Consider the following 22,888-nt stretch of genomic DNA (forward strand, 5'->3'; position numbering starts at 1 on the left):
CTTCACCAGTAACTGCAAGGGAAACCGAGATAGAACCCGATCCGTCGATCCGCTTGTCCCTCAATATGGTGCAGAGCGAGCAGGGGCTGTCACTTGCACCGACGCTGTTCAGCAAGCGCGACGTGACGGTGAGTGTCAGGTTGCTGGTGCGCAGCGAAGGGGCGGCCGGGAGCACGACTCAGCGCCAGAGCCGTAATCTGTCGCTGCAGGCTGGAGTGGTCATGGCGGTTGGCAAAATAGGGCTGGGTTTGCGTTGCCCCTATCGGGTCGAGGTCACCGCCCGGATATGGCAAAACGAGCGGCTGCTGGTGGAGAAAAAAGAGCAGATGGCGTGCGCCGGATGATGCGCATTTCATCTCATGACTGTCTATTCATCCAGTAGTCTCTATGCCATACTGACTCGCTCAGGTTTCTGTATCGAGCGTGCAACAAGATGGAAAAGATCGTGGTCCGGGGTGCTCGCACCCACAACCTCAAGAACATCAATCTGACCCTGCCCCGCGACAAGCTGATCGTGGTCACCGGCCTCTCCGGTTCGGGCAAATCCTCTCTGGCGTTCGATACCCTCTATGCCGAGGGGCAGCGCCGCTATGTGGAGTCCCTCTCCGCCTATGCCCGCCAATTCCTCTCCTTGATGGAGAAGCCGGACGTCGACCATATCGAGGGGCTCTCGCCCGCCATCTCCATCGAGCAGAAATCCACTTCCCACAACCCGCGCTCGACCGTCGGCACCATCACCGAGATCTACGACTACCTGCGTCTGCTGTTCGCCCGGGTCGGTGAGCCCCGCTGTCCGACCCACGCCATTCCGCTCGCCGCCCAGACCATCAGCCAGATGGTGGATCAGGTGCTGGCTCAACCGGAGGGGAGCAAGCTGATGCTGCTGGCCCCGGTGGTGCGTGATCGCAAGGGGGAACACACCAAGCTGCTGGAAAATCTGGCGGCCCAGGGCTACATCCGTGCCCGTATCGACGGCGAGGTGTGCGATCTCTCCGATCCTCCTACGCTGGAGCTGCACAAGAAGCACACCATCGAGGTGGTGGTGGATCGCTTCAAGGTGCGCGAGGACCTTGCCTTGCGTTTGGCCGAGTCGTTCGAGACGGCGCTGACCCTCTCCGGCGGCATCGTGTTGGTAGTGCCAATGGACGGGGAGGAGGGGGTTGCCCCCATGACCTTCTCCGCCAACTTCGCCTGCCCGGAGTGTGGCTACTCCATGTCGGAGCTGGAGCCGCGCATCTTCTCCTTCAACAATCCGGCCGGTGCCTGCCCGACCTGCGACGGCCTCGGGGTGCAGCAATATTTCGATCCGGCCAAGGTGATCGGCGATCCGGCCATCAGTCTGGCCAACGGCGCCATTCGTGGCTGGGACAAGCGCAGCTTCTACTACTTCCAGATGCTGAAATCCCTCTCCGAACACTACAAGTTCGATCTGGAGACGCCGTGGGAGGATCTGCCGGTCAAGACCCAGGAGGTGATCCTGCGCGGCTCGGGTCGTACCGAGATCGAGTTCCGTTACATGAACGATCGCGGCGATGTGGTGGTGCGCAAGCACCCGTTCGAGGGGATCCTGCACAACATGGAGCGGCGCTACCGCGAAACCGAGTCCAACTCGGTGCGTGAAGAGCTCTCCAAATACATCGCCAACAAATCCTGTACCAGCTGCGGTGGCAGCCGACTGCGGGAAGAGGCGCGTCACGTCTTCGTCGACAACCGCAACCTGCCGGCCATTGCCGAGCAGTCCATCGGCGATGCGCTCGCCTTCTTCGAGGGGCTTAACCTCACTGGCCAGCGCGCCCAGATTGCCGAGAAGATATTGAAAGAGATCGTCGAGCGGCTCGGCTTCCTGGTGAACGTCGGTCTCAACTATCTGAGCCTGTCCCGCAGTGCCGAGACTCTCTCAGGCGGCGAAGCGCAGCGCATTAGACTGGCCAGCCAGATCGGTGCCGGGCTGGTGGGCGTCATGTATGTACTCGATGAGCCTTCCATCGGTCTGCATCAGCGCGACAACGAGCGGTTGCTCAAGACCCTCACCCATCTGCGCGATCTGGGCAACACGGTGATCGTGGTGGAGCACGACGAGGATGCCATCCGCCTCGCCGACCATGTGCTGGATATCGGCCCGGGGGCTGGCGTGCACGGTGGCGAGATTGTTGCGCAGGGCACCCCCCAGCAGATCATCGACAATCCGGAATCGCTGACCGGTGACTACCTCTCCGGTCGCAAGCAGATCGCCATTCCGGCCGAGCGTACCCCGCTTACCGGCAAGTGGCTAAAACTCAAGGGGGCGAGCGGCAACAACTTGCGCAACGTCAATCTTGATCTGCCCATCGGAGTGATGACCTGCGTTACCGGCGTCTCCGGCTCCGGCAAGTCGACCCTGATCAACGACACCCTGTTCCGCATCGCCCACCGCGAGCTCAACAAGGCGACCGAGTCCACCCCGGCACCCTATCGCAGCGTGGAGGGGCTGGAGCATCTGGACAAGGTGGTGGATATCGACCAGAGCCCCATCGGTCGAACCCCGCGCTCCAACCCGGCCACCTATACCGGTTTGTTCACTCCGATCCGCGAGCTGCTCTCCGGCACCCAGGAGGCGCGTTCGCGCGGCTACCAGCCGGGCCGCTTCTCCTTCAACGTGAAGGGGGGCCGCTGCGAAGCGTGTCAGGGGGATGGGGTCATCAAGGTGGAGATGCACTTCCTGCCGGATGTCTACGTGCCGTGCGACGTCTGCAAGGGCAAGCGCTACAACCGCGAGACCCTGGAGGTGAAGTACAAGGGCAAGAACATCCACGAGATCCTCGAGATGACGGTGGAAGATGCCCGCGAGTTCTTCGATCCGGTGCCGGCGGTAGCGCGCAAGCTGCAGACCCTGATGGACGTGGGCCTCTCCTATATCCGTCTCGGCCAGTCGGCCACCACGCTGTCGGGCGGCGAGGCGCAGCGGGTCAAACTGGCGCGTGAGCTCTCCAAGCGGGATACCGGCCAGACCCTCTACATTCTGGATGAGCCGACCACCGGGCTGCACTTCCACGATATCCAGCAACTGCTCAAGGTGCTGCACCAGCTGCGGGATCGCGGTAACACCATCGTCATCATCGAGCACAATCTGGATGTGGTAAAAACTGCCGACTGGATCGTCGATCTGGGACCGGAGGGAGGCGCCGGTGGTGGCCGCATTCTGGTGACGGGGACGCCGGAAGAGATTTGCACCAATAAAGAGTCTCATACAGCTCGTTTTTTGCGGCCACTATTGGCGCGATAAGCCGTTATAATCGAGGGGCCTTTGGCCCCTTTTTGTTATAAAAATCGGGAGCATAGGGGGACGCTCGTCAGGTGTGGGCAGGTTTGGCATCTCAGCATCATGGTAATGGATATATCGGGTTATGGCTCAGGCTCCGCGCACGATTGATCATCAGTTGGCTTACTCCATGTTCCCCATCTGGCTGGGGGCGATCCTGCTATTGCTGGTCCTGCTGGCGTGGGCCCAGATCCCGGCCGCCAGCCGGATTGAAGAGCAGCGAATGAAGGAGCATCTGCTGCGCGTGACCAAGGCGGTGCAGGCGGATGTGGCCGCTCTGGATGCATTCAGTCGGGATTGGGGCATCTGGGATGACAGTCACCGTTTTATGGACAACAAAAACAGGGGTACATCGAATCCAATCTGTTCAGTGATATGCCGATGCGGGATTTTAGTCTCAACCTGATGAGCTTCATGGATCTCACCGGCTACGAAATCTGGACGCGCACCCTGCTACCCGATGCGCCGGGGGTTAATCCGGATCAGTTTCCCTACTTCCTTGATGAACTGAAAAAGCAGTTAAGGGAGCGCTCGGTGGCGCAAGGGGGCATCAATCTGCACGGGATCCGTGCTTCCCAGTGGGGGCCGCTGATGTACTCGTGGCAGCCGATCAGAAACAGTGAAGAGTCGGCTCCGTTCAACGGTTTCTTGCTGGTTGTACGTTGGCTCGACAAGGCCTACCTCGAGCAAGTATCGGAGCGTACCGCGATGCCTCTGGCGATTTCCCACGCCAATCTGGATGTCACCGCTACCTTCAAACCACTGAAACCGCAAATAACGTATCGCCTGATCGACCTTGGGCTCACCCGGCTTAGGGGAGAGGTGCGACTGCTCAACAGCGATAACCAGCCGGTGCTGACTCTGGTGATTGAGGAGGAGAGAAAGATCTTGAGTGGCGTCATGGAGGGGGCTCTCTGGACCTTTATTGGTATGCTGTTTATCAGTTTTATCTGCGTCATGATCGCCATGTATCGGCTCAACAGCATTGTGCTCACCCCGTTGCAGCAGCTGGTGTCGGCGCTGCAACGCTTTGGCGATCGGCCAGATGCCACCTTGATCCCCTATATCGACAGCAGCGCCGAGATGGCGACCCTGAGTGGCAAGTTTAGGGAGATGGCCAGCAAGGTTAGTCAGCAACATGATGATTTGTTGGAAAAATCCAGCCAGATGGAGATGGCTGCATTCACCGATCCCTTGACCCGTTGCTTCAATCGTCGCTATCTCGATGGCTGGTTGCAGGCCAACCGGGCCAAACCTTGTCTGTTATTGCTGCTGGATCTGGATCATTTCAAGCGGATCAATGACCGCCTTGGCCATGACATCGGGGATCTGGTGCTGAAACAGCTGGCGGATCTGCTGCGCAAGGTGGTGACAGGAGAGCGCGAGCCTATCATCCGGCTGGGCGGGGAGGAGTTCTTGTTGCTGTTGCAGGTGGATGACGAGCAAGAGTTGGCGCTGCGGGTCGAATATCTGCGCCAGCGTGTCGCTCAGCACCGCTTTGGCAAAGAGGATGCGCCACTCTGGTTGACGGTGTCGCTGGGGTTCTGCCGCTATCCGTTGCACCCGGAGTGTCCGGATTCATTCTGGAGTCACAGCTTCAAACTGGCGGACATGGCGCTGTACCAGGCCAAAGTCGGCGGGCGAAATCGGTGGTTTGGCTATGCTGGTACCCTCTCTGCGGAGGGCATGGGCCAGACTCCGGAACAGCTTGCCGAAGGGGGGAATATCACCCTGCTGCACTCTGTCAACCCGGATTAACCCTGCCGTACCAATACCAGATAGGCCAGGGCGACAATAAAACCGAGCAGGATAAAGAGAAAGGATCCGATACCCCACACGGCCGCGAGAAAGGCCCCCACCTTTTGCCATTTCGACTCATTTTTCATAAACAAACCATTACTTCCCAGTAACTTGCATGGCGCAAAAAATACGCTGATTTGCCCATATTAACAACAATTAATAGCCGCTCTGCCGCGCAATAAGATGTGGTTTGCTTGCCTCTTTTGGCGCTGTGTGCGGGGAGTTACAACCTGCAGAAACAGGCATTTCAGCTTGTTATCTGGGGACTCAACGAGATTGGGATGGCGCGCAAAGATGTCACACCAATCGATTTATTTCTGTGCAACCTTTGCTCCAAGTCAATAACTTTGCATTTACAAGGGCATATAGTCAGCGGGCTTACAGCATCAAATGAAAACAAAAAAAGGGATTACGTGATGAAAAAATTACTTCCTCTGATGATTGCCGCTGCAGTGACCTCTCCTTTCGCCATGGCCCATCAGGCTGGTGATATTCTGGTTCGTGGTGGTTTGGCATTTGTATCGCCGCAGGAAAGCAGCACGCCTGTAGAGCTGGAAATTAATGACAACATGCAATTGGGATTGACTCTCTCTTACATGATTACTGATAACTGGGGTGTCGAATTGCTGGCTGCAACCCCCTTCTCTCATTCAGTCAAACTGGGTGGCGCTGAAGTTGCCAAGATCAAGCATTTGCCGCCGACTCTGATGGGTCAGTACTATTTTGGCGATGCTCAAAGCAAGGTTCGCCCGTATGTGGGTATTGGCGTGAACTACACCACCTTCTTTGATGAAGAGGGTCGTGGTGCACTGTCAGGAACCGATGTCAAAGTCGATGACTCCTGGGGTGTTGCCGGACAAGTTGGTATCGATATGGCGATCACTGATCGCTGGTTTGTCAACGGTTCAGCCTGGATCATGGATATCGATACCGATGTGCATACTGCGATTGGCACCATTAATACCAAGGTTGACCCGATGGCCTTTATGGTGGGTGTTGGCTACCGCTTCTAATGATTCTGACTGCGGTTCTGAACGGATCGCGGCAGATAGCAAAGTACGTCTCTTTCAGCCCGGCTTGTGCCGGGCTTTTTTTGGTTGGCTGATTTTGTCTGGACTGTGATCCAACCCGATACAAATCAATTAAATACCTGCCGCTTTATTTCAGTTATTCGCCACCCCTGCCGATAGTGACTATGTTCACTTTACCTTCCCCCAATGAGTGAGAGGATGTCTCCATGGGTTTATCTATCGTGCAGCGGATCATCGCCGGATTCGTGTTGATGCTGCTGTTGCTGATCCTGCTTGGTGTGATCAGTACCTTTAAAATCAAGGGTATAAATGACGGCCTCTCTGCCGTATCTGACCGGGCAACCCCGCTGGTGGTGGCTGTCGCAGGTCTCAAGGGGGCACTGCAGGATAGTAACCGCTGGGTGCTTGTCTACCGTACCAGTGAAGATGCCGCCCAGTTGCCGCAGCTGGCCAATCAGTTCAAGGAGCAGCAGAACCGCTTCGCCCAGCTGAGTCAGGAGATGGGGAAATTTACCGACGTAGCGGATGCTCGTACCCGCTTCCAACAGGTCGAGAGTGCTACCACCCAATTTTATGGCTTGGCGGATCAGGTGTTGGCCCAGCATCGGCAGTGGGTCAGTGCGCTGGAGCAGCGCCACAAGCTGGAGATGGAATTTATCCGCCTTGAGGATACCTACCAGTGGGCGGCGGATCTGCTGCTGCAACAAACCGCCAGCAAGCGCTCCATGCGCAACAAGGCGGAGCTCATTACCTCGGGTATCGCTCGCGATCTGAAGAATATCCGCCGTGCCGATGCCAAAACCGACCTGAACGAGCTGGAAAAGGTACTCAGCAAGGATATCGAGATGGCCCGCAAGCGGTTGGAGCGGGTGCTGGTGCCCGATGATGTGAAAGCGCGCTTTGTCTCCAATCTGGATCGGATGCAGGAGCTGGCGCTCGGCGCGCAGGGCTTGCTGGCGACCATGCGTCAAGCCCAGCAACTGGCGCTGTCGCTGGCTACGCAAAACCAGCAGCTGGATGCCAGTCTAGTCAACAGCCTCAATTTGCTTGATGAGATGGGCAAGTCCGCCGGTGCCATCGCCAGCGATAGCCGGATCAATGCCGATGCGGCGGTCAGCAGTGCCAGCTTCTGGATCCTAGTGGTTGCCGCGATGTCGGCCGCTGCGGCGCTGGTGATCGGTTATACCACGGCGCGCAGCATTCAGCGCCCGTTGCAGATGATCAACAAGGAGCTCGATTACATGGCGGCCGGTGACATGACCCGCCGCATCAACTACCGCAGCAGTTGCGAATTTGGCAGCCTTTCCCGCTCTATCGATACGCTGGCGGGCAAGACCGGCGAGCTACTCTCTCAAATCAATGCGGGCTCCCGCCATCTGGTGGATGAGGCGAGCCGCGCCGCCGAGATCAGCGAACGGGCCATGTCCCGGGTACAGGAGCAGAAGAGCCAGACCGATCAGGTGGCCGCCGCCATTACCGAGCTGGAAGTGAGCGCCACCGAGGTGGCCCGCTCTACCGATGGCACCAAGCGCGAAGTGGATCTGGCCGATGACGAGGCACGCAGTGGCCGCCAGAAAGTGGCCACCACTCGCCGGATCACCGAGCAGCTGGCTGGCGCCATGGAGGAGGCGGTCGGCATCACCTATAAGCTTGGGGAATTCAGCAACAACATCGGCAGCATTCTCGATGTGATCCGCAGTATTGCCGAGCAAACCAACCTGCTGGCCTTGAACGCCGCCATCGAAGCGGCCCGTGCTGGCGATGCAGGTCGCGGTTTTGCGGTGGTGGCCGATGAGGTGCGGGCACTGGCCAATCGCACCCAGACTTCGACCGAAGAGATCCAGGGGATGATTGAGAACCTGCAAAGCTCCAGCAAGCATGTGGTTGAAGTGATGGGGCGTAGCCAAGAGCAGACCCAGAGCTGTGTCGAGCAGACTCGCGAGATGGATGTGGCGCTGCAATCCATTGCCGATCGGATGGGTGCCATCAAGTCGATGGCGGATCAGGTGGCCCATGCCGCTCAGGAGCAAATCTCCGTCAGTCAGGGGGTCGCTCGTCATATCGCCGGTATTGCCGATGTGGCATACGAGACCGAGCGGGAGGCGCGCGAATCCGCCAGCAGCAGTGAAGTACTGGCCGACCTGGTCGCCAAACAGCAGCAATTGATCGCACATTTCAAGGTCTAGGAGGGCTTATGTCTAAAAAGTGGATTGGAGCCCTGAGTCTCCTGTTGTGTGGCCAGCTGATGGCCAGCGAGCTGGTGATTGAAAGCTGGCGAACCGATGATAAGGCGTTGTGGGAGCAGAAGATCATCCCGGCCTTTGAAGCGGCGCATCCCGGCATCAAGGTGAGTTTTCATCCGGTGCAGAACGTCAACTACATGCCCACTCTGTGGGAGAGCCTGAAAGGGGGCAAGGCGGGGGATCTCATTACCTGTCGTCCGTTTGATGATTCGCTCGCCCTGTTCAAGGCTGGCCATCTGGCCGAGCTGACCGAAATGGCGGGGATGGAGAACTTCCCGAGTTTTGCCCAGTCACCGTGGCAGACCGATTCCGGTGCCCAGACTTTCTGCGTGCCGATGGCCTCGGTGATCCATGGCTTCTTCTATAACAAGAAGATCTTCAGTGAGTTGGGGCTCACCTTGCCGCAAACCCGCGACCAGTTCTTCGCCGTGCTGGACAAGATCAAGGCCGACGGGCGTTATGTGCCGCTGGCCATGAGCGGTTCCGAGAGCTGGGTTGCCTCCGAACTGGGGTTCCAGAACATTGGTCCGAATTACTGGAAGGGAGAGGACGGCCGTCTGGCACTGATCGGCGGGCAGGAGCGGTTGGACAACCCGCAATATGTGAAGGTGTTCGACGAGCTGGCCCGCTGGCGTTCCTACCTCGGTGAAGGTGGCGAGAGCCGCGATTATGCGACCAGTAACGAGCTGTTCACTTCGGGCAAGGCCGCCTTCTACGTGGCGGGGTCCTGGGAAATTGCCCCCTTCACCGGCAAGGTCGATTTTGGCGTCATGCGTCCGCCGGTGGCCAAACAGGGTGATGGCTGTTTCTTTACCGACCACACCGATATCGGTATGGGGATGAATCCGGCCAGTAAGAATAAAGAGGGAGCAATGGCTTTCCTGCAGTGGCTGACGACGCCGCAATTTGCCGAGCTCTATACCAACTCGCTGCCGGGATTCTTCTCCCTCTCCAACCACTTTTTCGATGTCACCAATCCGGCGGCCAAAGAGATGATGGAATGGCGCGATCAGTGTGACTCGACCATTCGGGTGGCGACCCAGATCCTCTCCCGTGGTACGCCCAAGTTGGGGGATGAGCTGGCCGAGGTGAGTCAGGCTGTGCTGCTTGGCAAGATGGAGCCCAAAGCTGCCGCGGATCGACTGGAAAGTGGCTTGAAGGGCTGGTATGTCCCTCATCAGGGCAACAAGGCCAAGAGCGCGGATTGTCAGTGTGATGCGGTTGCCCCTGCTCCTGTTTCAGCGCCGACGACTGAGGTGTCCGCAGCTCCCGCGACCAGTGAAACATCGGCCGTGGTGTCACCTGCTGTGACTCCCGCAGAACCCGCATCAGCCGCCGCTGCACCATTACCGGCACCGTCTGATGAGGTGGAACAGGCGCTCTCCAACGAGCTGGAGGCGCCACAGCAGCCACAGCAATAGGTCATCTGCATCAATAAGAGCGGGAGGCATCAGCCTCCCGTTTTTTATGGCTCGCGGCCAGCAGGTATCGCTTTATTGTGCTTCGTGGGGCCAGCGGCAGAGGCTGCCGATGCGGGCAACCGGGGCAAACCCCAGAGAGCGGTAAATGCGCTGGGCATGGTAGTGCTCGTCAGCCACTATGATCAGCTGTTTGGCGCGGGACAATCCTGCGCGAGCCACTTGACTCAGCAACTGGCGGCATAACCCCTGGTTGCGCCACGCATGGTGCGTGCGTACCAATTGGAAGCGCCCAAGTGTGCCGCAAAAGAAGAGACCACAGCTGGCGACCAGTTGCCCATCTTGCCAGACCCCCCACCAGTCCCCGAGACCATCGGCAATCATGGCCTGATAGAGCGCCTGGCGGGATCGCAGATAGGGAAGATAGCTCTGTTCCGAGTGTCCCTCATCCCGTTCATTGAGTTCGAAGTCGAGCCACTCAGGCCAATCAGCAGTGTTGAAGGTGCGTGCCTCAACCTTGTTCATGTCGTCGTGAAGAGGTGGGCAGCTCTGCTCATCCAGCGCCAACACCACGCACTCCATATATTGGTAACCCGTTGCGACAAAACCGGCGATCCGGCTGTTTTGCCCGGCCGCCAGTGGCCACTGGAAGGTGCGATGGCGCACTCGAGGATCTTGGCCGATCAGCTGATCAAATGTGGCTTCCAGCCAGCCTTTGTCGCGGTCGCTGGGCGGGGTGGGGAGCAGTAGGTAGTTGCCGAAGTAATAGTCGGGAGCATCCGGCGTGCGAACAGCCCAGAACTGATCGTGCTGAACAACCTCGCCCTGATAGCGATCGAACAGCAAGTCGGTGGCAAAGCCGGGGTGGGTATCCATGATGGTGCTCCTGCAAAGACTCATTCTGTTATCGGCAGGAGTGGGAAATAGATGAAAAGGGGCCGGAGAAACCTCCGGCCAAACAATCACACGCAGATTCAGAACGTCCAGGACGATCTGCCCCCATCATAACTCGACTGGGGCGATTTTGGGATGGGCACTTTTCGGTTACGTACCGTTAATTTTGTAAATATGACGTTCGTCAGATCGGATGTGAGGTAAATCCCTGTTGACTTTGTGTCGTTTTGCTCATAAATATAAAGACGTTTAGACGTCCAAACATCCGTTTTGACGTAGACAGATGGATTGCAGGACAGGGAGAAAAGCAGATGGGATTTCACAGTGCACGTCAGGTTGAGGCGCTCAACCAGAGCTTGGCAGATTTGAATGGCGATATATCGGTCAGTTTCGAGTTTTTTCCGCCCAACAGTGAAGGGATGGAGAATACCCTCTGGCAGTCCATCGAACGGCTGAAAGTGCTGGAACCCAAGTTCGTCTCCGTCACCTATGGCGCCAACTCCGGCACCCGTGATCGCACCCACAAGGTGATCAAGGACATCAAGGAGCGGACCGGCCTGATTGCGGCGCCTCACCTGACCTGTATCGATGCCAGCCGCGACGAATTGCGCACCATCGCCCGCGATTACTGGAACAGCGGCATTCGCCATATTGTGGCTCTGCGCGGTGACTTGCCGCAGGGGTTGGAGAAGCCGGATATGTATGCCACCGATCTGGTTGCTCTGCTCAAGTCAGAGGCGGACTTCGATATCTCGGTTGCTGCCTATCCGGAAGGTCACCCGGAGGCCAAGAGTGCGCAATCCGACCTGCTCAACCTTAAGCGCAAGATCGATTCTGGTGCCAACCGTGCTATCACCCAGTTCTTCTTCGATGTGGAAACTTACTTGCGCTTTCGGGATCGCTGCGCCGCCATCGGCATCGATGCTGAAATCGTGCCGGGGATCCTGCCGGTCTCCAACTATCAGACCCTGGCCAAGTTTGCCGGTTTTACCAACGTGAAGATCCCGCGTTGGATGCATCAGCGTTTCGAGGGGCTGGATAACGATCAGATGACCCGCAATCTGGTGGGGGCGAGCATCGCCATCGATCAGGTGCGCGTGCTGAGTCAGGAAGGGGTGAAGGATTTCCACTTCTATACCCTGAACCGCTCCGAGCTGACTTATGCCATCTGCCATACTCTGGGGGTTCGTCCCAAGGGCTGACCTGTTCTCACCGCGATAAAAGCAAAAAGCCAATGAGTTGCTCATTGGCTTTTTTGTTACGGCTGTTGTCCCGTCCTGAATATGGTTTACACCTTTCCCCCCAATAAATGGAGAGCCCGATGGGACAAGGTGTGAAACGGACGCAGTGCGATTACTCGCTGACTTTTAAAGGAATATTTTTAGTTATCTGGTTTGGTGCGAATGAAGAGGTTGCAGGATGAAAGAAGCACGGAATTGAATCTGCCGAAATGCTGAAAATAGATATTGAAGAAAAACTCCCCGCAGAGTTATTGGGGCTAACTGACGTGTTTGTGTTGGATGTTTCTCGTCATTAAGTCATCAGTCCAAATAACTGATCCCAATAGTGCTACACCTTCGCTGTGCCATAGCCATTCCCCGGGAAAGGAGACACGGTATCCATGAAGTGTTTCACTCGGGCCTGCAGGTTGGCCATTCCTCTGCATTGATGATTGCGTGTGATGGTTTCATGTAACTTGTGCCACAGCCGTTCTATGTGATTAACCCAAGGGCTGTAAACTGGCTGGAACACCAGGCAGAACTTGGGGTTCTTCTTCAACCATCGCTCGGTCTGTTGGCTTTTGTGAATGATGTAGTTATCGAGGATCAGCGTGATTGTTTTGGCTCGCCGGTCGTGGCGACGCAGCTTTTCCAGCATGGCGATAAACAGGGATGAGTTTTTCTTTATCCCACTGACGTAAAGCACTCTTCCGTTGCCTGCATGGAGAACGCCTGCCAGGTAATGTTTCGCGTTCTGCCCAGGTGCGACAACCCGCTTTTGCTGCGCTCTGAACATCCAGTCGCCCCCTAATTTGGGATTGAGGTCTATATCGACTTCATCTTCATAAAACACCGGATTATCGGCGTCACAGCGGGCCAGCGCAGCGTCGATATTCGCCATTTTCTCCTGATAGGCTTGGTCTTTTATCCGCAAGGTTGGCACGGGCCTGCGCCAGACAATGCCCATACGAGGTAACCATCGGCGGAGCGTGGAGGCTGCCATATTGAGGCCTGTTAACCGATTGATTTTGATGGCCAATAGCTCAGTACACCAGCGGCTGCGCTGATAACCAAAATCTTGCGGAGAAAACTGCATGAGCAGCACCAGTAAGGTGACAATCTTGGCGACAGGTAGGACCGGGGCACGGCCAGCCGGTAAGGCTTCTAGCGCATCTATGCCTTCATCTCGATACCACCGAAGCCAACGACCGATTGTCGAGCGTGCAGCGCCGGTAAGGTGATGAACATCAGTTATCGTGCGGCCTTCATGTAACAGCAAGATGGCCATCAAGCGACGAGCATGTCCTTTATCACGGGTGGCATGGATGATTTTGTGAATGCGGCGCCGTTGTGGTCGCGGCAGGGGTGGTAGGATAGGCATCAACTCAGTCCTTTGGGTGTGGCTTGTTTTGTTTGGCGACTAATGAGATCGCACAAACTGGACTGAGTTCCCTTCCTCCTGTGATCTACTATTCGGAACAGCTATTTAGGAGATGATGCTTGCCATTGTGATGAGTGGGTTTTAGGGGCCCTACTTGTTTGGGTGAAGAGAAAGATACGATTGCTTCCCGACATTCAACGTAGCCGCTCCGGCTTGCATCCCTCGCCACGCAGGCGCAGACTGTTTGGCCTTGTTTTTATGCGATTCGATTCAAGGCAACCATCATGACTCCTGCCATCAACCTGCTGAAAAAGCTCAAAATTCCCCACAAGCTCTACCCCTACGAATGCGAAGCTCACGACGATTTCGGCAAGCATGCCGCGACCCAGCTCGGGCTGCCGGAGGCGCAGGTGTTCAAGACTCTGGTCGCCCATCACGACAAGCAGGCGGTGGTGGCCATCGTTCCCTCATCCGGCATGTGCAGTCTGAAACAGCTGGCCAAGGCGACCGGTCTCAAGAAGGTGGAGATGATGAAACCGGCGGAAGCGGAGAAGCTGACCGGCTACAAGGTGGGTGGCATCAGCCCGCTGGCGCAGAAGAAACAGTTGCCTACCGTGCTCGATGAGTCGGCGCTGCAGTTTGACGAGATCCTGGTGAGCGGCGGCAAGCGCGGCCTCTCGGTCGGCGTGGCGCCGCAGGATATGCTGACGCTGATGAAGTGGATCGCCGCTCCCATCGGCGAAGAGTAGTGCCGGGCACGGTGTGAACCTGCCCTCCGGGCCTGTGGTGGCCCGGATGTATCCTTGTTGGCTCACTCCTGGCTGATATAGTGGAGATGGAATAATTGCCGCCAAGGATATGGCCCATGCGCGCATTTGCCCGCTATCTGCTCTTTATTGCGTTGCTGCTGCCCGCCACCGGCAGTGCGACCCCAGCCTTTACGCTGCGTACCTGCTTTGAAAACAGTGACTCCTACCCCTGGCTGCTGCAATCGGGGGAGGGGGTTGTGCAATATCACCTCAAGGCGGTTGCTACCGCTCTTGATGCCGAGATCGTACTGACGCCGCTACCGTGGAAGCGCTGCCTCTCTCGGGTGAGCAGTGGCCAGATGGATGCGGCCATCAAGATGAGTTACAGCGTCGAGCGGGCGACCAAGGTGGGGGTCTATCCCATGCGTGAGGGCAAACCCGACCCTGCCAAGCGGCTGCTGACCGAGAGCTACAGTCTCTACCAGCTCAAGGGGGGTAAGAGCCAGTGGGATGGCACCACCCTCAGGGTCAAGGGCATGGTGGCGGCCCAGTCGGGATTTTCCATCGTTGAGTTGTTGCTGGCGGCGGGGGCCGAGGTGGATGACTCCAGCCGTGACCCGCTGATCATGTTGAAAAAGCTGGTGATGGATCGGGCGCAGGCGACCGCCATCCAGACCGAGGTGGCCGACAGTATTCTGGCGGCCCATCCCGCGTTGCAGACTCGCATCGAGCGGCTGTCGCCGGTGCTGGTGGAGAAGCCCTACTATCTGGTCTTCTCTCACCGCTTCTATCAGGCCCATCCCCGACAAAGCCGGCAGGTGTGGGATGCTATCGAGCAGGTGCGCGACTCTGCTGCCTATCAGCGTTATGCCACATCGCTCAGAAGCACACCTCCGGTGGGGGAGTAGGCTGATGGATGCAGTTGGCCGAAAAGGGGAGGAGAGCGTGGGGTGGTGGCAGGGCCGAGCAGCCACGCTCAGGGCTACACTGAAAGTACCCCTTCAGCCAAGGCGCGGTTTATGTCACCCCTGCATCTGCTGGCCGTCGCTCTGTTCTGCATGTTGTCGCTGACCGGACAGGCGGCCACCCGGTTTACCTTCATCAGCCCGGAGAGCGAGCGGGATCCGCGTACCACTTATGATCGGGAGCTGCTGCGGCTCGCCCTCGACAAGACCCGCGACCAGTTTGGCGACTATCTGCTGGAGCCTGCGCCGCCCATGACCAAGGCGCGCGAGCGGCTCAGCATGCAGCTCGACAGCTATCCCAACCTCTTTGTGATGGACAGCTACAGCAGCACCCGCGAGGATCTGGGGCTTGCCTATGTCCGTTTTCCCATCCATCTGGGGATCGTCAGCTACCGCATCTGTTTTGTCAGTCCGCAGCAAAAGGCGGCGGTGAGCAAAGTGACTGACCTCAAGGGGCTGCGCCAGTTCACCTTCGGTCAGGGCAAGGGGTGGCTGGATGTGGATATCTTGCGTTACGCCGGGATGGAGGTGGTGGAGGTGGAGGGGTACGAAAAGCTGTTCAAGATGGTGGCGCGGGGCCGCTTCGATCTCTTCTGCCGTGGGGTGAGCGAGCTGCGCAGCGAGCAGCTGACCCACAATGAGATGACGGATCTGCTGGTGGATGATGCGCTGTTGATCTACTACCCGCTGCCCCGGGTCTTCTACACCAATCCCAACAATCGCGAGGCGCTGCAGCGGGTCGAGCGGGGGTTGCAGCTGGCGTGGCAGGATGGTTCGCTACAGGCGCTGTGGCGCAAGAGCTTTGGCCCGGCCATCGCCTTTGCCAAGCTCTCCCAGCGCCGACTGTTGCGACTGGATAATCCCTTCCTCGACGGGATCAGCTTCGATTACCGGCCCTACTTCTACAATCCGCAGACAGATCGCTTCGGCGATTACTGAGGTGCCTGCCGCTGGCGGCAGAGGGCCAGCCAGGCCTCGGCGGTGCGGGAGAGATAGCGCTCGCTCGGCCAAATCACCCCGAGTCGCCAGCTCAATTCGGGCTCCAGTGGCCGCAGCACCAGACCATCCGGGGTCAGCCGGTGGCAGACCGGCTCCGGCAAGAAGGCGACCCCCATGCCGCTGCGTACCATGGCGGTGAGAAAATCCCACTGGCTGCTGCGCGCTGCCACCTGCGGCACAAAGCCCGCCTCCTGACACGCCTGCTCCAGCCGCTCGCTCAGGGTAAATGCCTGGGTATAGAGCAGGAAGGGCTCCTCCTGCAGGGACTCCAGCCGCAGCGGTGCCTCGCCATGCCAGCGCGGTTGATCAGGCAGCACTACCCGGATTGGGTATTGATCCAGCTCCAGCGCGCTGAGGGCGCCCCCTTCTTTGGTCGGCAGCATGGTGATGGCGAGATCCAGCTCCCCCTCCAGCACTGCCTGTTCAATGCGGCGGCCGCCGTACTCCACCAGGGTCAGCTCCACCTTGGGATAGCGGGTGCGGTAGGCGCGGATCAGATCTGCATAGACGTGACCCACCATGGGGGGAATGCCGAGGGTGAGGCGACCATGTTGCAGGCTCTGCAGATCCGCCAGTTCGGCCTCCAGCTGTTGCATCTCAGCCAAGATGGTCTGGGCCCGGTTGAACAGCACCAGGCCGCTGTCGGTCAGGGTGAAGCGGCGCCCTTCCCGGTTGAGCAGGGGTTGGCCCAGCTCCTCTTCGATATTGCGGATCATCTTGCTGATGGTGGGCTGGGTGACGAACAGCTTTTCAGAGGCGCGGGTGAAGCTTTTTTCTCGCACCAGTTCGACAAAATAGCGCAGGGCGCGAATATCCATGGACTCTCTCGACTCGTGTTGGCGGGTACGGGATGAAGTATGCCTATGAGGCATGAATTCGATAATTTTAATTCATTTCTGGCAGGTTTTGCTCAACTCTATACTGTGAGCCGGTTCACAGAAAGACGATGATCATGAAAGCCCTCTGCTTGCGCTGGTTACAGACTCCCTTCCAGATTGTGTTGCTGGCAGCCATCTGGCTGCTGGCCGATACCGCGGTGCGTACCCTCCATCTGCCGCTGCCCGCCAACCTCACCGGCATGCTGTTGCTGCTGGCCTGTATCCTGCTCGGGGTGGTTAAGGCCGAGTGGTTCAGCGCGGGTGCTCGCTGGCTGCTGGCCGAGATGCTGCTCTTCTTCGTGCCCGCCGTGGTTGCGGTGGTCAACTATCAGGATCTGCTGCTGCAGGAGGGGTGGCGCATCATGGTGGTGCTGCTGGTGAGCACCACGCTGGTGCTCGGTACTACCGCGCTGGTGGTGGATCGGGTCTACCGCCTCGAACTGAAACTGGCCCGCCGGAGTCGCCGTCATGTCTGATACCCTGCTCGGGCTGATCTGTTTCGCCCTCACCCTGCTCTTCTACTACGCCAGCAAATGGCTCTATGGCAAAAAGCGCATTCTGCCGCTGATGCCGCTGCTGCTGGCGCCGACCCTGCTGGTGGCCGTGGTGCTGCTGTTCCACATCCCCTATCAGGATTACATGGCCGAATCCCACTGGCTGCTCTGGCTGCTGGGCCCCGCCACCGTCGCCTTCGCGGTGCCGGTCTACGAGAACCGCCAGCTCATTCGCCGCCACTGGCTATCGCTGTCGGTGGGGGTGGTCGCCTCGGTCATCATGGCGGTGGGGAGTACCGTGCTGCTGGCTCGCTGGCTGGATCTCTCCGACATGTTGCAGCGCAGTCTGGCGATGCGCTCTATCACCACGCCGTTTGCGGTGGAGGCGACCCGCGCCATCGGCGGTCAGAGCGATCTCACCGCGCTGTTTGTGGTGCTGACCGGGGTGATTGGTATGGCGGTGGGGGAGAGCGTGCTCACCGTGCTGGCCATTCGCAGTCGCCTCGGCAAGGGGGCGGGCTTTGGTGCCTCGGCCCACGGCGCCGGTACCGCCAAGGCCTATCAGATGGGCAACGAAGAAGGGGTGGTCTCCAGTATGGTGATGATGATCGCCGGTATGGTGACCGTGCTGCTGGCACCCCTGCTGGGCCGGATGTTCTGGTAGGCCGGGCTTCCCTTTAGAAGGCGGCTCGTCCCGGCGCTACACTCTAGTGAGCCTGTATTTCCGGGATGAGCAGTATGACCTTTCATCGCCTCGCTTCCTGCTTGCTGTTGTGCAGCCTCTCTCTCCTTGCCACTCCCCTACGGGCGAGCGACGTCATCACTCATATCAGCCCCGAGAGCGATCGGGACTTGCGTACCCTCTATTTTCGCGATCTGTTGCAGCTGGCGCTGGAGAAGACCCGCGATAGCTTCGGTGACTACGAGCTGCGAACCGCGCCGCCGATGAACCGTATCCGGATGCGACAGATTGTGCAGACTCAGCAATACCCCAATCTGTTTGTGGCCGACAGTCTGCGCACGGCCGCGGAGAGCGGAGCGCTGGATTACGTCCGTTTTCCGGTGGAGCTGGGCATCCTCGGTTATCGCATCTGCTTTGTCAGTCCGCAGCAGGCCGACGCGGTGGCAAGGATCAATACCCTGACCGAGCTGCAGCAATTTCTGCACGGGCAGGGGCGTGGCTGGCAGGATGCGGAGATCCTGCGTCATGGGGGATTCAAGGTGCAGGAGATCGACGGTTACGAGCGGCTGTTCAAGCTGGTGGCGCGCGGTCGCATCGATCTCTTCTGCCGCGGGGCCAACGAGCTCTTTATCGAGCAGGAGCAGCACAGTGATCTGCCCGGTCTCACCGTGGATCGGCGAGTGGCGCTGCACTATCCCTTCCTCCACCTCTTCTACACCCACAAGGATAATCAGGCCGCCATCCGCCGCCTCTCGGTCGGCCTCAAGCTGGCGTGGCGGGATGGCTCGTTGCAACAGCTCTGGCTGCGCCACTTCAAACCTTCCCTCGAGCAGGCGCAGCTCCCCAGGCGCCTGTTGTTCGAGTTGGCCAATCCGCGCCTTGATAAGGTGGACTTTGATTATCGGGCGTACCACTACAACCCCATCGACGGGACGTTCGGGCCCGGGCTGCCTTGATCCTGATGGCGCTGTTACCGGATAAAGGGCCTTCTCTGCCGATGTGCTAAATCATGCCAAAAAGGCATGTTTTTTATTATTTAAATTCATTTCTTGAAGGTTGGTGCGCTGCATATACTGGGGGGCGCTTCACGGTTCAGGTTTGCTCCTGCCCGCTTCTGGCTTGTGCGAGTGAGCCTGAATCGTCCTGCTGCGGCGTCTTGATGTTCTGCATGAAGGCGTCCATCACTGGGCCGGGATCGATCCCGGCAGGTATTACAGCTGACGGAGCCTTGTTATGTTTAATTCCCACTCTGGCGCCCTGATTGTCGAAGGGGGCGCGATGCGCGGCATCTTTGCCAGCGGCGTGCTCGATGCGTTTGTCGAAAGTCACCACTACCCGTTCGATTTCGTCATGGGCGTCTCGGCCGGTGCCACCAATTTGGTCTCTTATCTGAGCGAGCAGCCGCGCCGCAGTCACCACATCATCACCGAGCTGGCTTGCAGCTCCCGGTTTCTCGATCCCCTGCGTTTCGTCAAAGGGGGCGATCTGGTGGACATCGGCTGGCTGTGGCAGGCCAGTCGCCATCACTTCCCGCTGGATCTCGACACTTTCTGCGCCCGCGACATTCCCTTCTACGCGGTGGCGACCGATGTGGCGAGCGGCAAGGCCATCTATCTGCCGGTGCGGCCCGACAACATGGATGAGGTGCTGACCGCTACCTGCGCCCTGCCGGTGGTGCAGCACGATACCCCCTGCGTCGATGGTCGCCCCATGGCCGATGGCGGGATCAGCGACTCCATTCCGGTGATCGAGGCTTATCGTCGCGGGGCGCGGCGGATGACGGTGGTGCTGTCGGAGCACTGGGGATATCGCAAGAAGCCGGCCCGTTTCTGCTGGATGGTCAAAGCCTTGCTGAAAACCCAGCCTGCGCTGGCGCAAGCCATGCTGGAGCGGGATCGTGCCTACAACCGGGCGCTCGATTTCATCGCCAATCCCCCTGCCGATTGCGAGATCGAGGTGATCGCGCCACCAGCCGATTTCATGGTCTCCCGTTTTACCCAGGACCCGGTCAAGCTGGAGTCCGGCTATCTGCAGGGTTACTGGCAGGGGCGCCAGAGTCTGTTGCGGGCCCGTGGAGAGGTGCGGGCGGTGGCCTGACTGGTTTGCCGGGTGCTGAATATGATGCGCTGAACATAAAAAGGGGAACCTCGCGGTTCCCCTTTTGCATGCTTGCGCGGCGGCAGCTGCTTACAGCAGCTGCTTGAGGCGATAGAGCAGGTCGAGGGCCTGACGGGGGGTCAATTCGTCGGGGCGCACCGCTTCCAGCTCTTCAACCACCGGATGAGGCTGCGGGGCGAGGGCCACCGGGGCCGGGCGCACTTCGCCGGCGGCGACCGGGGTGGCGCTCTCCAGCTCATGCAGTTTGTGACGGGCCTGCTGGATCACCGATTTCGGCACCCCGGCCAACGCCGCCACTTGCAGACCGTAGGAGCGGCTGGCCGCCCCTTCCTGTACCGCGTGCATAAAGGCGATGGTGTCGCCGTGCTCCACCGCATCGAGGTGGACGTTGGCCAGCCCGCTCATCAGCTCGGGCAAGCGGGTCAGCTCGAAGTAGTGGGTGGCAAACAGGGTGTAGGCGCCAATCTTGCTCGCCAGCTGTTCGGCACAGGCCCACGCCAGCGAGAGGCCGTCGTAGGTGCTGGTGCCGCGGCCAATCTCGTCCATCAGCACCAGACTGCGGGCGGTGGCGTTGTTGAGGATGTTGGCGGTCTCGGTCATCTCCACCATAAAGGTGGAGCGGCCGGAGGCGAGATCGTCTGACGCCCCGATGCGGGTGAAGATACGGTCGATGGGGCCGATGCGGGCGCTGTCGGCGGGCACGAAGGCGCCGATATGGGCCAGCAGCACGATCAGCGCGGTCTGGCGCATGTAGGTCGATTTACCGCCCATGTTGGGACCCGTGATGATCAGCATCCGCCGCTCCCGCTCCAACCGGATAGGGTTGGCGATAAAGGGGTCTGTCATCACCTGCTCAACCACCGGATGGCGGCCCGCTTCGATGATGATCTGATCTTCGTCGATGAGGGTGGGGCAGCGGTAGTCGAGGGTCTCGGCCCGCTCGGCCAGATTGGCCAGCACGTCCAGCTCCGCCAGTGCGGCGGCGGAATCCTGCAGATCGCCGAGGTGGGGCAGCAGGGCGTCGAGCAGCTCTTCGTAGAGCCGTTTCTCCAGCGCCAGCGCCTGGGACTGGGCGGTGAGTACCTTGTCCTCGTACTTCTTCAGCTCATCGATGATGTAGCGTTCGTTGTTCTTGAGGGTCTGGCGGCGGATGTAGTGGGCCGGCACCAGATGGCTGTTGGCGCGGCTCACCTCGATATAGAAGCCGTGCACCTTGTTGTAACCCACCTTGAGGGTGTTGATGCCGGTCAGCAGCTTCTCCCGCTCCTCGATGCGGGCGAGGCTGGCGGTGGCACCGTTGGCCAGATCCCGCAGCTCGTCCAGCTCCTGATTGAAGCCGTCACGGATGACGCCACCATCGCGGATCAGCACCGGCGGCACCTCCATCACCGCGCGCTCCAGCAGGTCGAGCAGCTCGGGGAAGGTGCTGGCCCGCTCGGCCAGCTGTTGCACCGCTTCGTGTTCGTTGTCCGCCAGCAGGCGTTGCAACTCGGGCAACTGGGCGAAAGCCTGACGCAGGCGGGTGAGGTCGCGCGGGCGGGCCGAGCGCAGGGCGAGACGGGCCAGCACCCGCTCCACATCACCCACCTGACGCAGCAGGCTGCCCAGTTCATCGTAGAGGTTCTGCTCGATGAGCTCCCTGATGGTGCTCTGGCGACCTTTCAGGATCACCCGATCGCGGATCGGCTGGTGGATCCAGCGCTTGAGCAGGCGGCTGCCCATGGGGGTGGCGGTGCGATCCAGCACCTCGGCCAGGGTATTTTCGTAGCCACCGGCCAGATTCTGGGTCAGCTCCAGATTGCGGCGGGTGGCGGCATCCATGATGACGGCGTGATCCGGCTGTTCGAGGCGCACGTTGCGGATGTGGGGCAGGGCGGTGCGCTGGGTATCTTTGACGTACTGCATCAGGCAACCGGCGGCGCACAGGGCAGTCTCGCTCTGCTCGACGCCAAAGCCCACCAGATCCTGGGTGCCGAATTGCTGGCAGAGCAGCTTGCGGGCGGTGCCCAGCTCAAACTCCCACTCCGGGCGGCGACGCAGGCCACGGCGACCCTCGATATGGTGCAGGAACTCGAACGATTCGGGATAGAGCAGCTCGGCCGGATTGGTGCGCTGCAGCTCTGCCAGCAGGGTCTCTTCTTTCTCGAACTGGTTGATGAAGAAGCGGCCGGAGCCGATGTCCATGGTGCCATAGCCGAAGCGGCGGCCATCGTGGTAGACGGCGGCGATCAGGTTGTCCTGCCGCTCGCTGAGCAAAGCCTCGTCGGAGACGGTGCCCGGGGTGATGATGCGAATGACCTTGCGCTCCACCGGCCCCTTGCTGGTGGCGGGATCCCCCACCTGTTCGCAGATGGCGGCAGATTCGCCGAGCTGCACCAGCTTGGCCAGATACCCTTCGATAGCGTGATAGGGCACCCCCGCCATCGGGATGGGGCTGCCCGCCGACTGGCCGCGTTTGGTCAGGGAAATATCGAGCAGCTGGGAGGCCTTGCGGGCATCGTCATAGAACAGCTCGTAGAAGTCGCCCATCCGGTAGAACAGCAGGATCTCCGGGTTCTCGGCCTTGAGGCCAAGGTACTGCTGCATCATGGGCGTGTGGGCGCTCAGATTGGCGCCGGGAGCGGAGCTTGTGGCGCCGCTGGCTTGGTGTTGTGCGGTCATGTTCTGTTCCAGAAGGGGCCTCTGCGGGCCAGTGTCTGCGGTGATGAGCCTTGAGCT

18 protein-coding genes and 1 pseudogene are annotated in these 22,888 nt (G+C 59.3%); 14 read left to right on the forward strand and 5 right to left on the reverse strand.

What is annotated here, in order from left to right; all coding sequences use genetic code 11:
• Positions 1 to 53: 53 nt before the first annotated feature.
• From csgH to I6L47_RS16315, 3 genes and pseudogenes are all read left to right on the forward strand, one after another.
• Positions 54 to 344, forward strand: a complete 291-nt coding sequence (gene csgH, locus I6L47_RS16305; RefSeq protein WP_236367702.1) for a curli-like amyloid fiber formation chaperone CsgH — start codon at positions 54 to 56, stop codon at positions 342 to 344.
• Between the two features lie 89 nt (positions 345 to 433).
• Entirely contained in the window at positions 434 to 3,262 is a 2,829-nt protein-coding gene (gene uvrA / locus I6L47_RS16310; protein ID WP_064341415.1) for an excinuclease ABC subunit UvrA, read from the forward strand.
• Positions 3,263 to 3,383: 121 nt separating this feature from the next.
• Positions 3,384 to 5,056 (forward strand): annotated as a pseudogene (locus I6L47_RS16315) (diguanylate cyclase).
• On the opposite strand, the gene I6L47_RS22625 reads toward I6L47_RS16315, so the two are convergent.
• Positions 5,053 to 5,184, reverse strand: a complete 132-nt coding sequence (locus I6L47_RS22625; RefSeq protein WP_019445201.1) for a hypothetical protein — start codon at positions 5,182 to 5,184, stop codon at positions 5,053 to 5,055. The pseudogene I6L47_RS16315 and the gene I6L47_RS22625 sit on opposite strands and share 4 nt — an antisense overlap.
• Before the next feature lie 330 nt (positions 5,185 to 5,514).
• On the opposite strand from I6L47_RS22625, the gene I6L47_RS16320 reads away from it, so the two are divergent.
• The 3 genes from I6L47_RS16320 (at position 5,515) to I6L47_RS16330 (ending at position 9,793) form a co-directional block, all read left to right on the forward strand.
• Positions 5,515 to 6,111 carry an OmpW family outer membrane protein gene (locus I6L47_RS16320; protein WP_005340187.1) on the forward strand — a complete coding sequence of 199 codons (597 nt, stop codon included), beginning with the start codon at positions 5,515 to 5,517 and terminating at the stop codon, positions 6,109 to 6,111.
• A gap of 224 nt (positions 6,112 to 6,335) precedes the next feature.
• The gene (locus I6L47_RS16325) at positions 6,336 to 8,315 is read left to right on the forward strand and encodes a methyl-accepting chemotaxis protein (protein WP_160882471.1); all 1,980 of its coding nucleotides are present in this window, start codon (positions 6,336 to 6,338) and stop codon (positions 8,313 to 8,315) included.
• An 8-nt stretch (positions 8,316 to 8,323) separates the two neighbouring features.
• On the forward strand, positions 8,324 to 9,793 hold the full coding sequence (locus tag I6L47_RS16330) for an ABC transporter substrate-binding protein (protein WP_216947888.1): 1,470 nt from the start codon (positions 8,324 to 8,326) through the stop codon (positions 9,791 to 9,793).
• Between the two features lie 72 nt (positions 9,794 to 9,865).
• Here the strand turns inward: I6L47_RS16330 and I6L47_RS16335 are convergent, their stop codons facing one another.
• Positions 9,866 to 10,666: a GNAT family N-acetyltransferase gene (locus I6L47_RS16335; RefSeq protein ID WP_216947889.1), complete on the reverse strand. Its 801-nt coding sequence runs from the start codon at positions 10,664 to 10,666 to the stop codon at positions 9,866 to 9,868.
• Between the two features lie 329 nt (positions 10,667 to 10,995).
• Between I6L47_RS16335 and metF the strand changes: the two genes are divergently transcribed.
• Positions 10,996 to 11,886, forward strand: a complete 891-nt coding sequence (gene metF / locus I6L47_RS16340; protein ID WP_216947890.1) for a methylenetetrahydrofolate reductase — start codon at positions 10,996 to 10,998, stop codon at positions 11,884 to 11,886.
• A gap of 367 nt (positions 11,887 to 12,253) precedes the next feature.
• Here metF and I6L47_RS16345 read toward each other — a convergent pair whose 3' ends face one another.
• A complete protein-coding gene (locus I6L47_RS16345) occupies positions 12,254 to 13,285 on the reverse strand; it encodes an IS630 family transposase (protein WP_216947891.1) in 1,032 nt (343 codons plus the stop codon).
• A gap of 284 nt (positions 13,286 to 13,569) precedes the next feature.
• Here I6L47_RS16345 and ybaK point away from each other — a divergent pair, with 284 nt between their 5' ends.
• From ybaK to I6L47_RS16360, 3 genes are all read left to right on the forward strand, one after another.
• Complete coding sequence (gene ybaK / locus I6L47_RS16350) at positions 13,570 to 14,034, forward strand: Cys-tRNA(Pro) deacylase (protein ID WP_113740402.1); 465 nt, start codon at positions 13,570 to 13,572, stop codon at positions 14,032 to 14,034.
• Positions 14,035 to 14,150: 116 nt separating this feature from the next.
• Positions 14,151 to 14,942 carry an ABC transporter substrate-binding protein gene (locus tag I6L47_RS16355; RefSeq protein WP_216947892.1) on the forward strand — a complete coding sequence of 264 codons (792 nt, stop codon included), beginning with the start codon at positions 14,151 to 14,153 and terminating at the stop codon, positions 14,940 to 14,942.
• 111 nt (positions 14,943 to 15,053) lie between these two features.
• Positions 15,054 to 15,938 carry a transporter substrate-binding domain-containing protein gene (locus tag I6L47_RS16360; protein WP_216947893.1) on the forward strand — a complete coding sequence of 295 codons (885 nt, stop codon included), beginning with the start codon at positions 15,054 to 15,056 and terminating at the stop codon, positions 15,936 to 15,938.
• On the opposite strand, the gene I6L47_RS16365 is transcribed toward I6L47_RS16360, so the two are convergent.
• On the reverse strand, positions 15,932 to 16,816 hold the full coding sequence (locus tag I6L47_RS16365) for a LysR family transcriptional regulator (protein ID WP_216947894.1): 885 nt from the start codon (positions 16,814 to 16,816) through the stop codon (positions 15,932 to 15,934). The two genes, I6L47_RS16360 and I6L47_RS16365, sit on opposite strands and share 7 nt — an antisense overlap.
• Before the next feature lie 134 nt (positions 16,817 to 16,950).
• On the opposite strand from I6L47_RS16365, the gene I6L47_RS16370 reads away from it, so the two are divergent.
• The 4 genes from I6L47_RS16370 (at position 16,951) to I6L47_RS16385 (ending at position 20,149) form a co-directional block, all read left to right on the forward strand.
• Positions 16,951 to 17,352, forward strand: a complete 402-nt coding sequence (locus I6L47_RS16370; RefSeq protein WP_040069042.1) for a CidA/LrgA family protein — start codon at positions 16,951 to 16,953, stop codon at positions 17,350 to 17,352.
• Positions 17,345 to 18,034, forward strand: a complete 690-nt coding sequence (locus I6L47_RS16375) for an LrgB family protein (RefSeq protein ID WP_041210813.1) — start codon at positions 17,345 to 17,347, stop codon at positions 18,032 to 18,034. The genes I6L47_RS16370 and I6L47_RS16375 overlap by 8 nt, the downstream gene beginning before the upstream one ends.
• A 74-nt stretch (positions 18,035 to 18,108) precedes the next feature.
• Positions 18,109 to 19,008, forward strand: coding sequence for a hypothetical protein (locus tag I6L47_RS16380; RefSeq protein WP_216947895.1), 900 nt, complete (start codon positions 18,109 to 18,111; stop codon positions 19,006 to 19,008).
• 277 nt (positions 19,009 to 19,285) lie between these two features.
• Entirely contained in the window at positions 19,286 to 20,149 is an 864-nt protein-coding gene (locus tag I6L47_RS16385; protein ID WP_216947896.1) for a patatin family protein, read from the forward strand.
• A gap of 90 nt (positions 20,150 to 20,239) precedes the next feature.
• Here I6L47_RS16385 and mutS read toward each other — a convergent pair whose 3' ends face one another.
• On the reverse strand, positions 20,240 to 22,759 hold the full coding sequence (mutS, locus tag I6L47_RS16390) for a DNA mismatch repair protein MutS (RefSeq protein ID WP_216949374.1): 2,520 nt from the start codon (positions 22,757 to 22,759) through the stop codon (positions 20,240 to 20,242).
• Positions 22,760 to 22,888: the final 129 nt, after the last annotated feature.

The sequence above is a fragment of the Aeromonas sp. FDAARGOS 1417 genome, assembly GCF_019046985.1.
GTDB classification, from domain to species: domain Bacteria; phylum Pseudomonadota; class Gammaproteobacteria; order Enterobacterales; family Aeromonadaceae; genus Aeromonas; species Aeromonas veronii.

What these genes read in the sequence shown, in the direction of transcription:
- uvrA (WP_064341415.1), top strand. Translation starts at nt 434, where the DNA reads ATGGAAAAGATCGTGGTCCGGGGTGCTCGCACCCACAACCTCAAGAAC.
- I6L47_RS22625 (WP_019445201.1), bottom strand. Translation starts at nt 5,184, where the DNA reads ATGAAAAATGAGTCGAAATGGCAAAAGGTGGGGGCCTTTCTCGCGGCC.
- I6L47_RS16320 (WP_005340187.1), top strand. Translation starts at nt 5,515, where the DNA reads ATGAAAAAATTACTTCCTCTGATGATTGCCGCTGCAGTGACCTCTCCT.
- I6L47_RS16325 (WP_160882471.1), top strand. Translation starts at nt 6,336, where the DNA reads ATGGGTTTATCTATCGTGCAGCGGATCATCGCCGGATTCGTGTTGATG.
- I6L47_RS16330 (WP_216947888.1), top strand. Translation starts at nt 8,324, where the DNA reads ATGTCTAAAAAGTGGATTGGAGCCCTGAGTCTCCTGTTGTGTGGCCAG.
- I6L47_RS16335 (WP_216947889.1), bottom strand. Translation starts at nt 10,666, where the DNA reads ATGGATACCCACCCCGGCTTTGCCACCGACTTGCTGTTCGATCGCTAT.
- metF (WP_216947890.1), top strand. Translation starts at nt 10,996, where the DNA reads ATGGGATTTCACAGTGCACGTCAGGTTGAGGCGCTCAACCAGAGCTTG.
- I6L47_RS16345 (WP_216947891.1), bottom strand. Translation starts at nt 13,285, where the DNA reads ATGCCTATCCTACCACCCCTGCCGCGACCACAACGGCGCCGCATTCAC.
- ybaK (WP_113740402.1), top strand. Translation starts at nt 13,570, where the DNA reads ATGACTCCTGCCATCAACCTGCTGAAAAAGCTCAAAATTCCCCACAAG.
- I6L47_RS16355 (WP_216947892.1), top strand. Translation starts at nt 14,151, where the DNA reads ATGCGCGCATTTGCCCGCTATCTGCTCTTTATTGCGTTGCTGCTGCCC.
- I6L47_RS16360 (WP_216947893.1), top strand. Translation starts at nt 15,054, where the DNA reads ATGTCACCCCTGCATCTGCTGGCCGTCGCTCTGTTCTGCATGTTGTCG.
- I6L47_RS16365 (WP_216947894.1), bottom strand. Translation starts at nt 16,816, where the DNA reads ATGGATATTCGCGCCCTGCGCTATTTTGTCGAACTGGTGCGAGAAAAA.
- I6L47_RS16370 (WP_040069042.1), top strand. Translation starts at nt 16,951, where the DNA reads ATGAAAGCCCTCTGCTTGCGCTGGTTACAGACTCCCTTCCAGATTGTG.
- I6L47_RS16375 (WP_041210813.1), top strand. Translation starts at nt 17,345, where the DNA reads ATGTCTGATACCCTGCTCGGGCTGATCTGTTTCGCCCTCACCCTGCTC.
- I6L47_RS16380 (WP_216947895.1), top strand. Translation starts at nt 18,109, where the DNA reads ATGACCTTTCATCGCCTCGCTTCCTGCTTGCTGTTGTGCAGCCTCTCT.
- I6L47_RS16385 (WP_216947896.1), top strand. Translation starts at nt 19,286, where the DNA reads ATGTTTAATTCCCACTCTGGCGCCCTGATTGTCGAAGGGGGCGCGATG.
- mutS (WP_216949374.1), bottom strand. Translation starts at nt 22,759, where the DNA reads ATGATGCAGCAGTACCTTGGCCTCAAGGCCGAGAACCCGGAGATCCTG.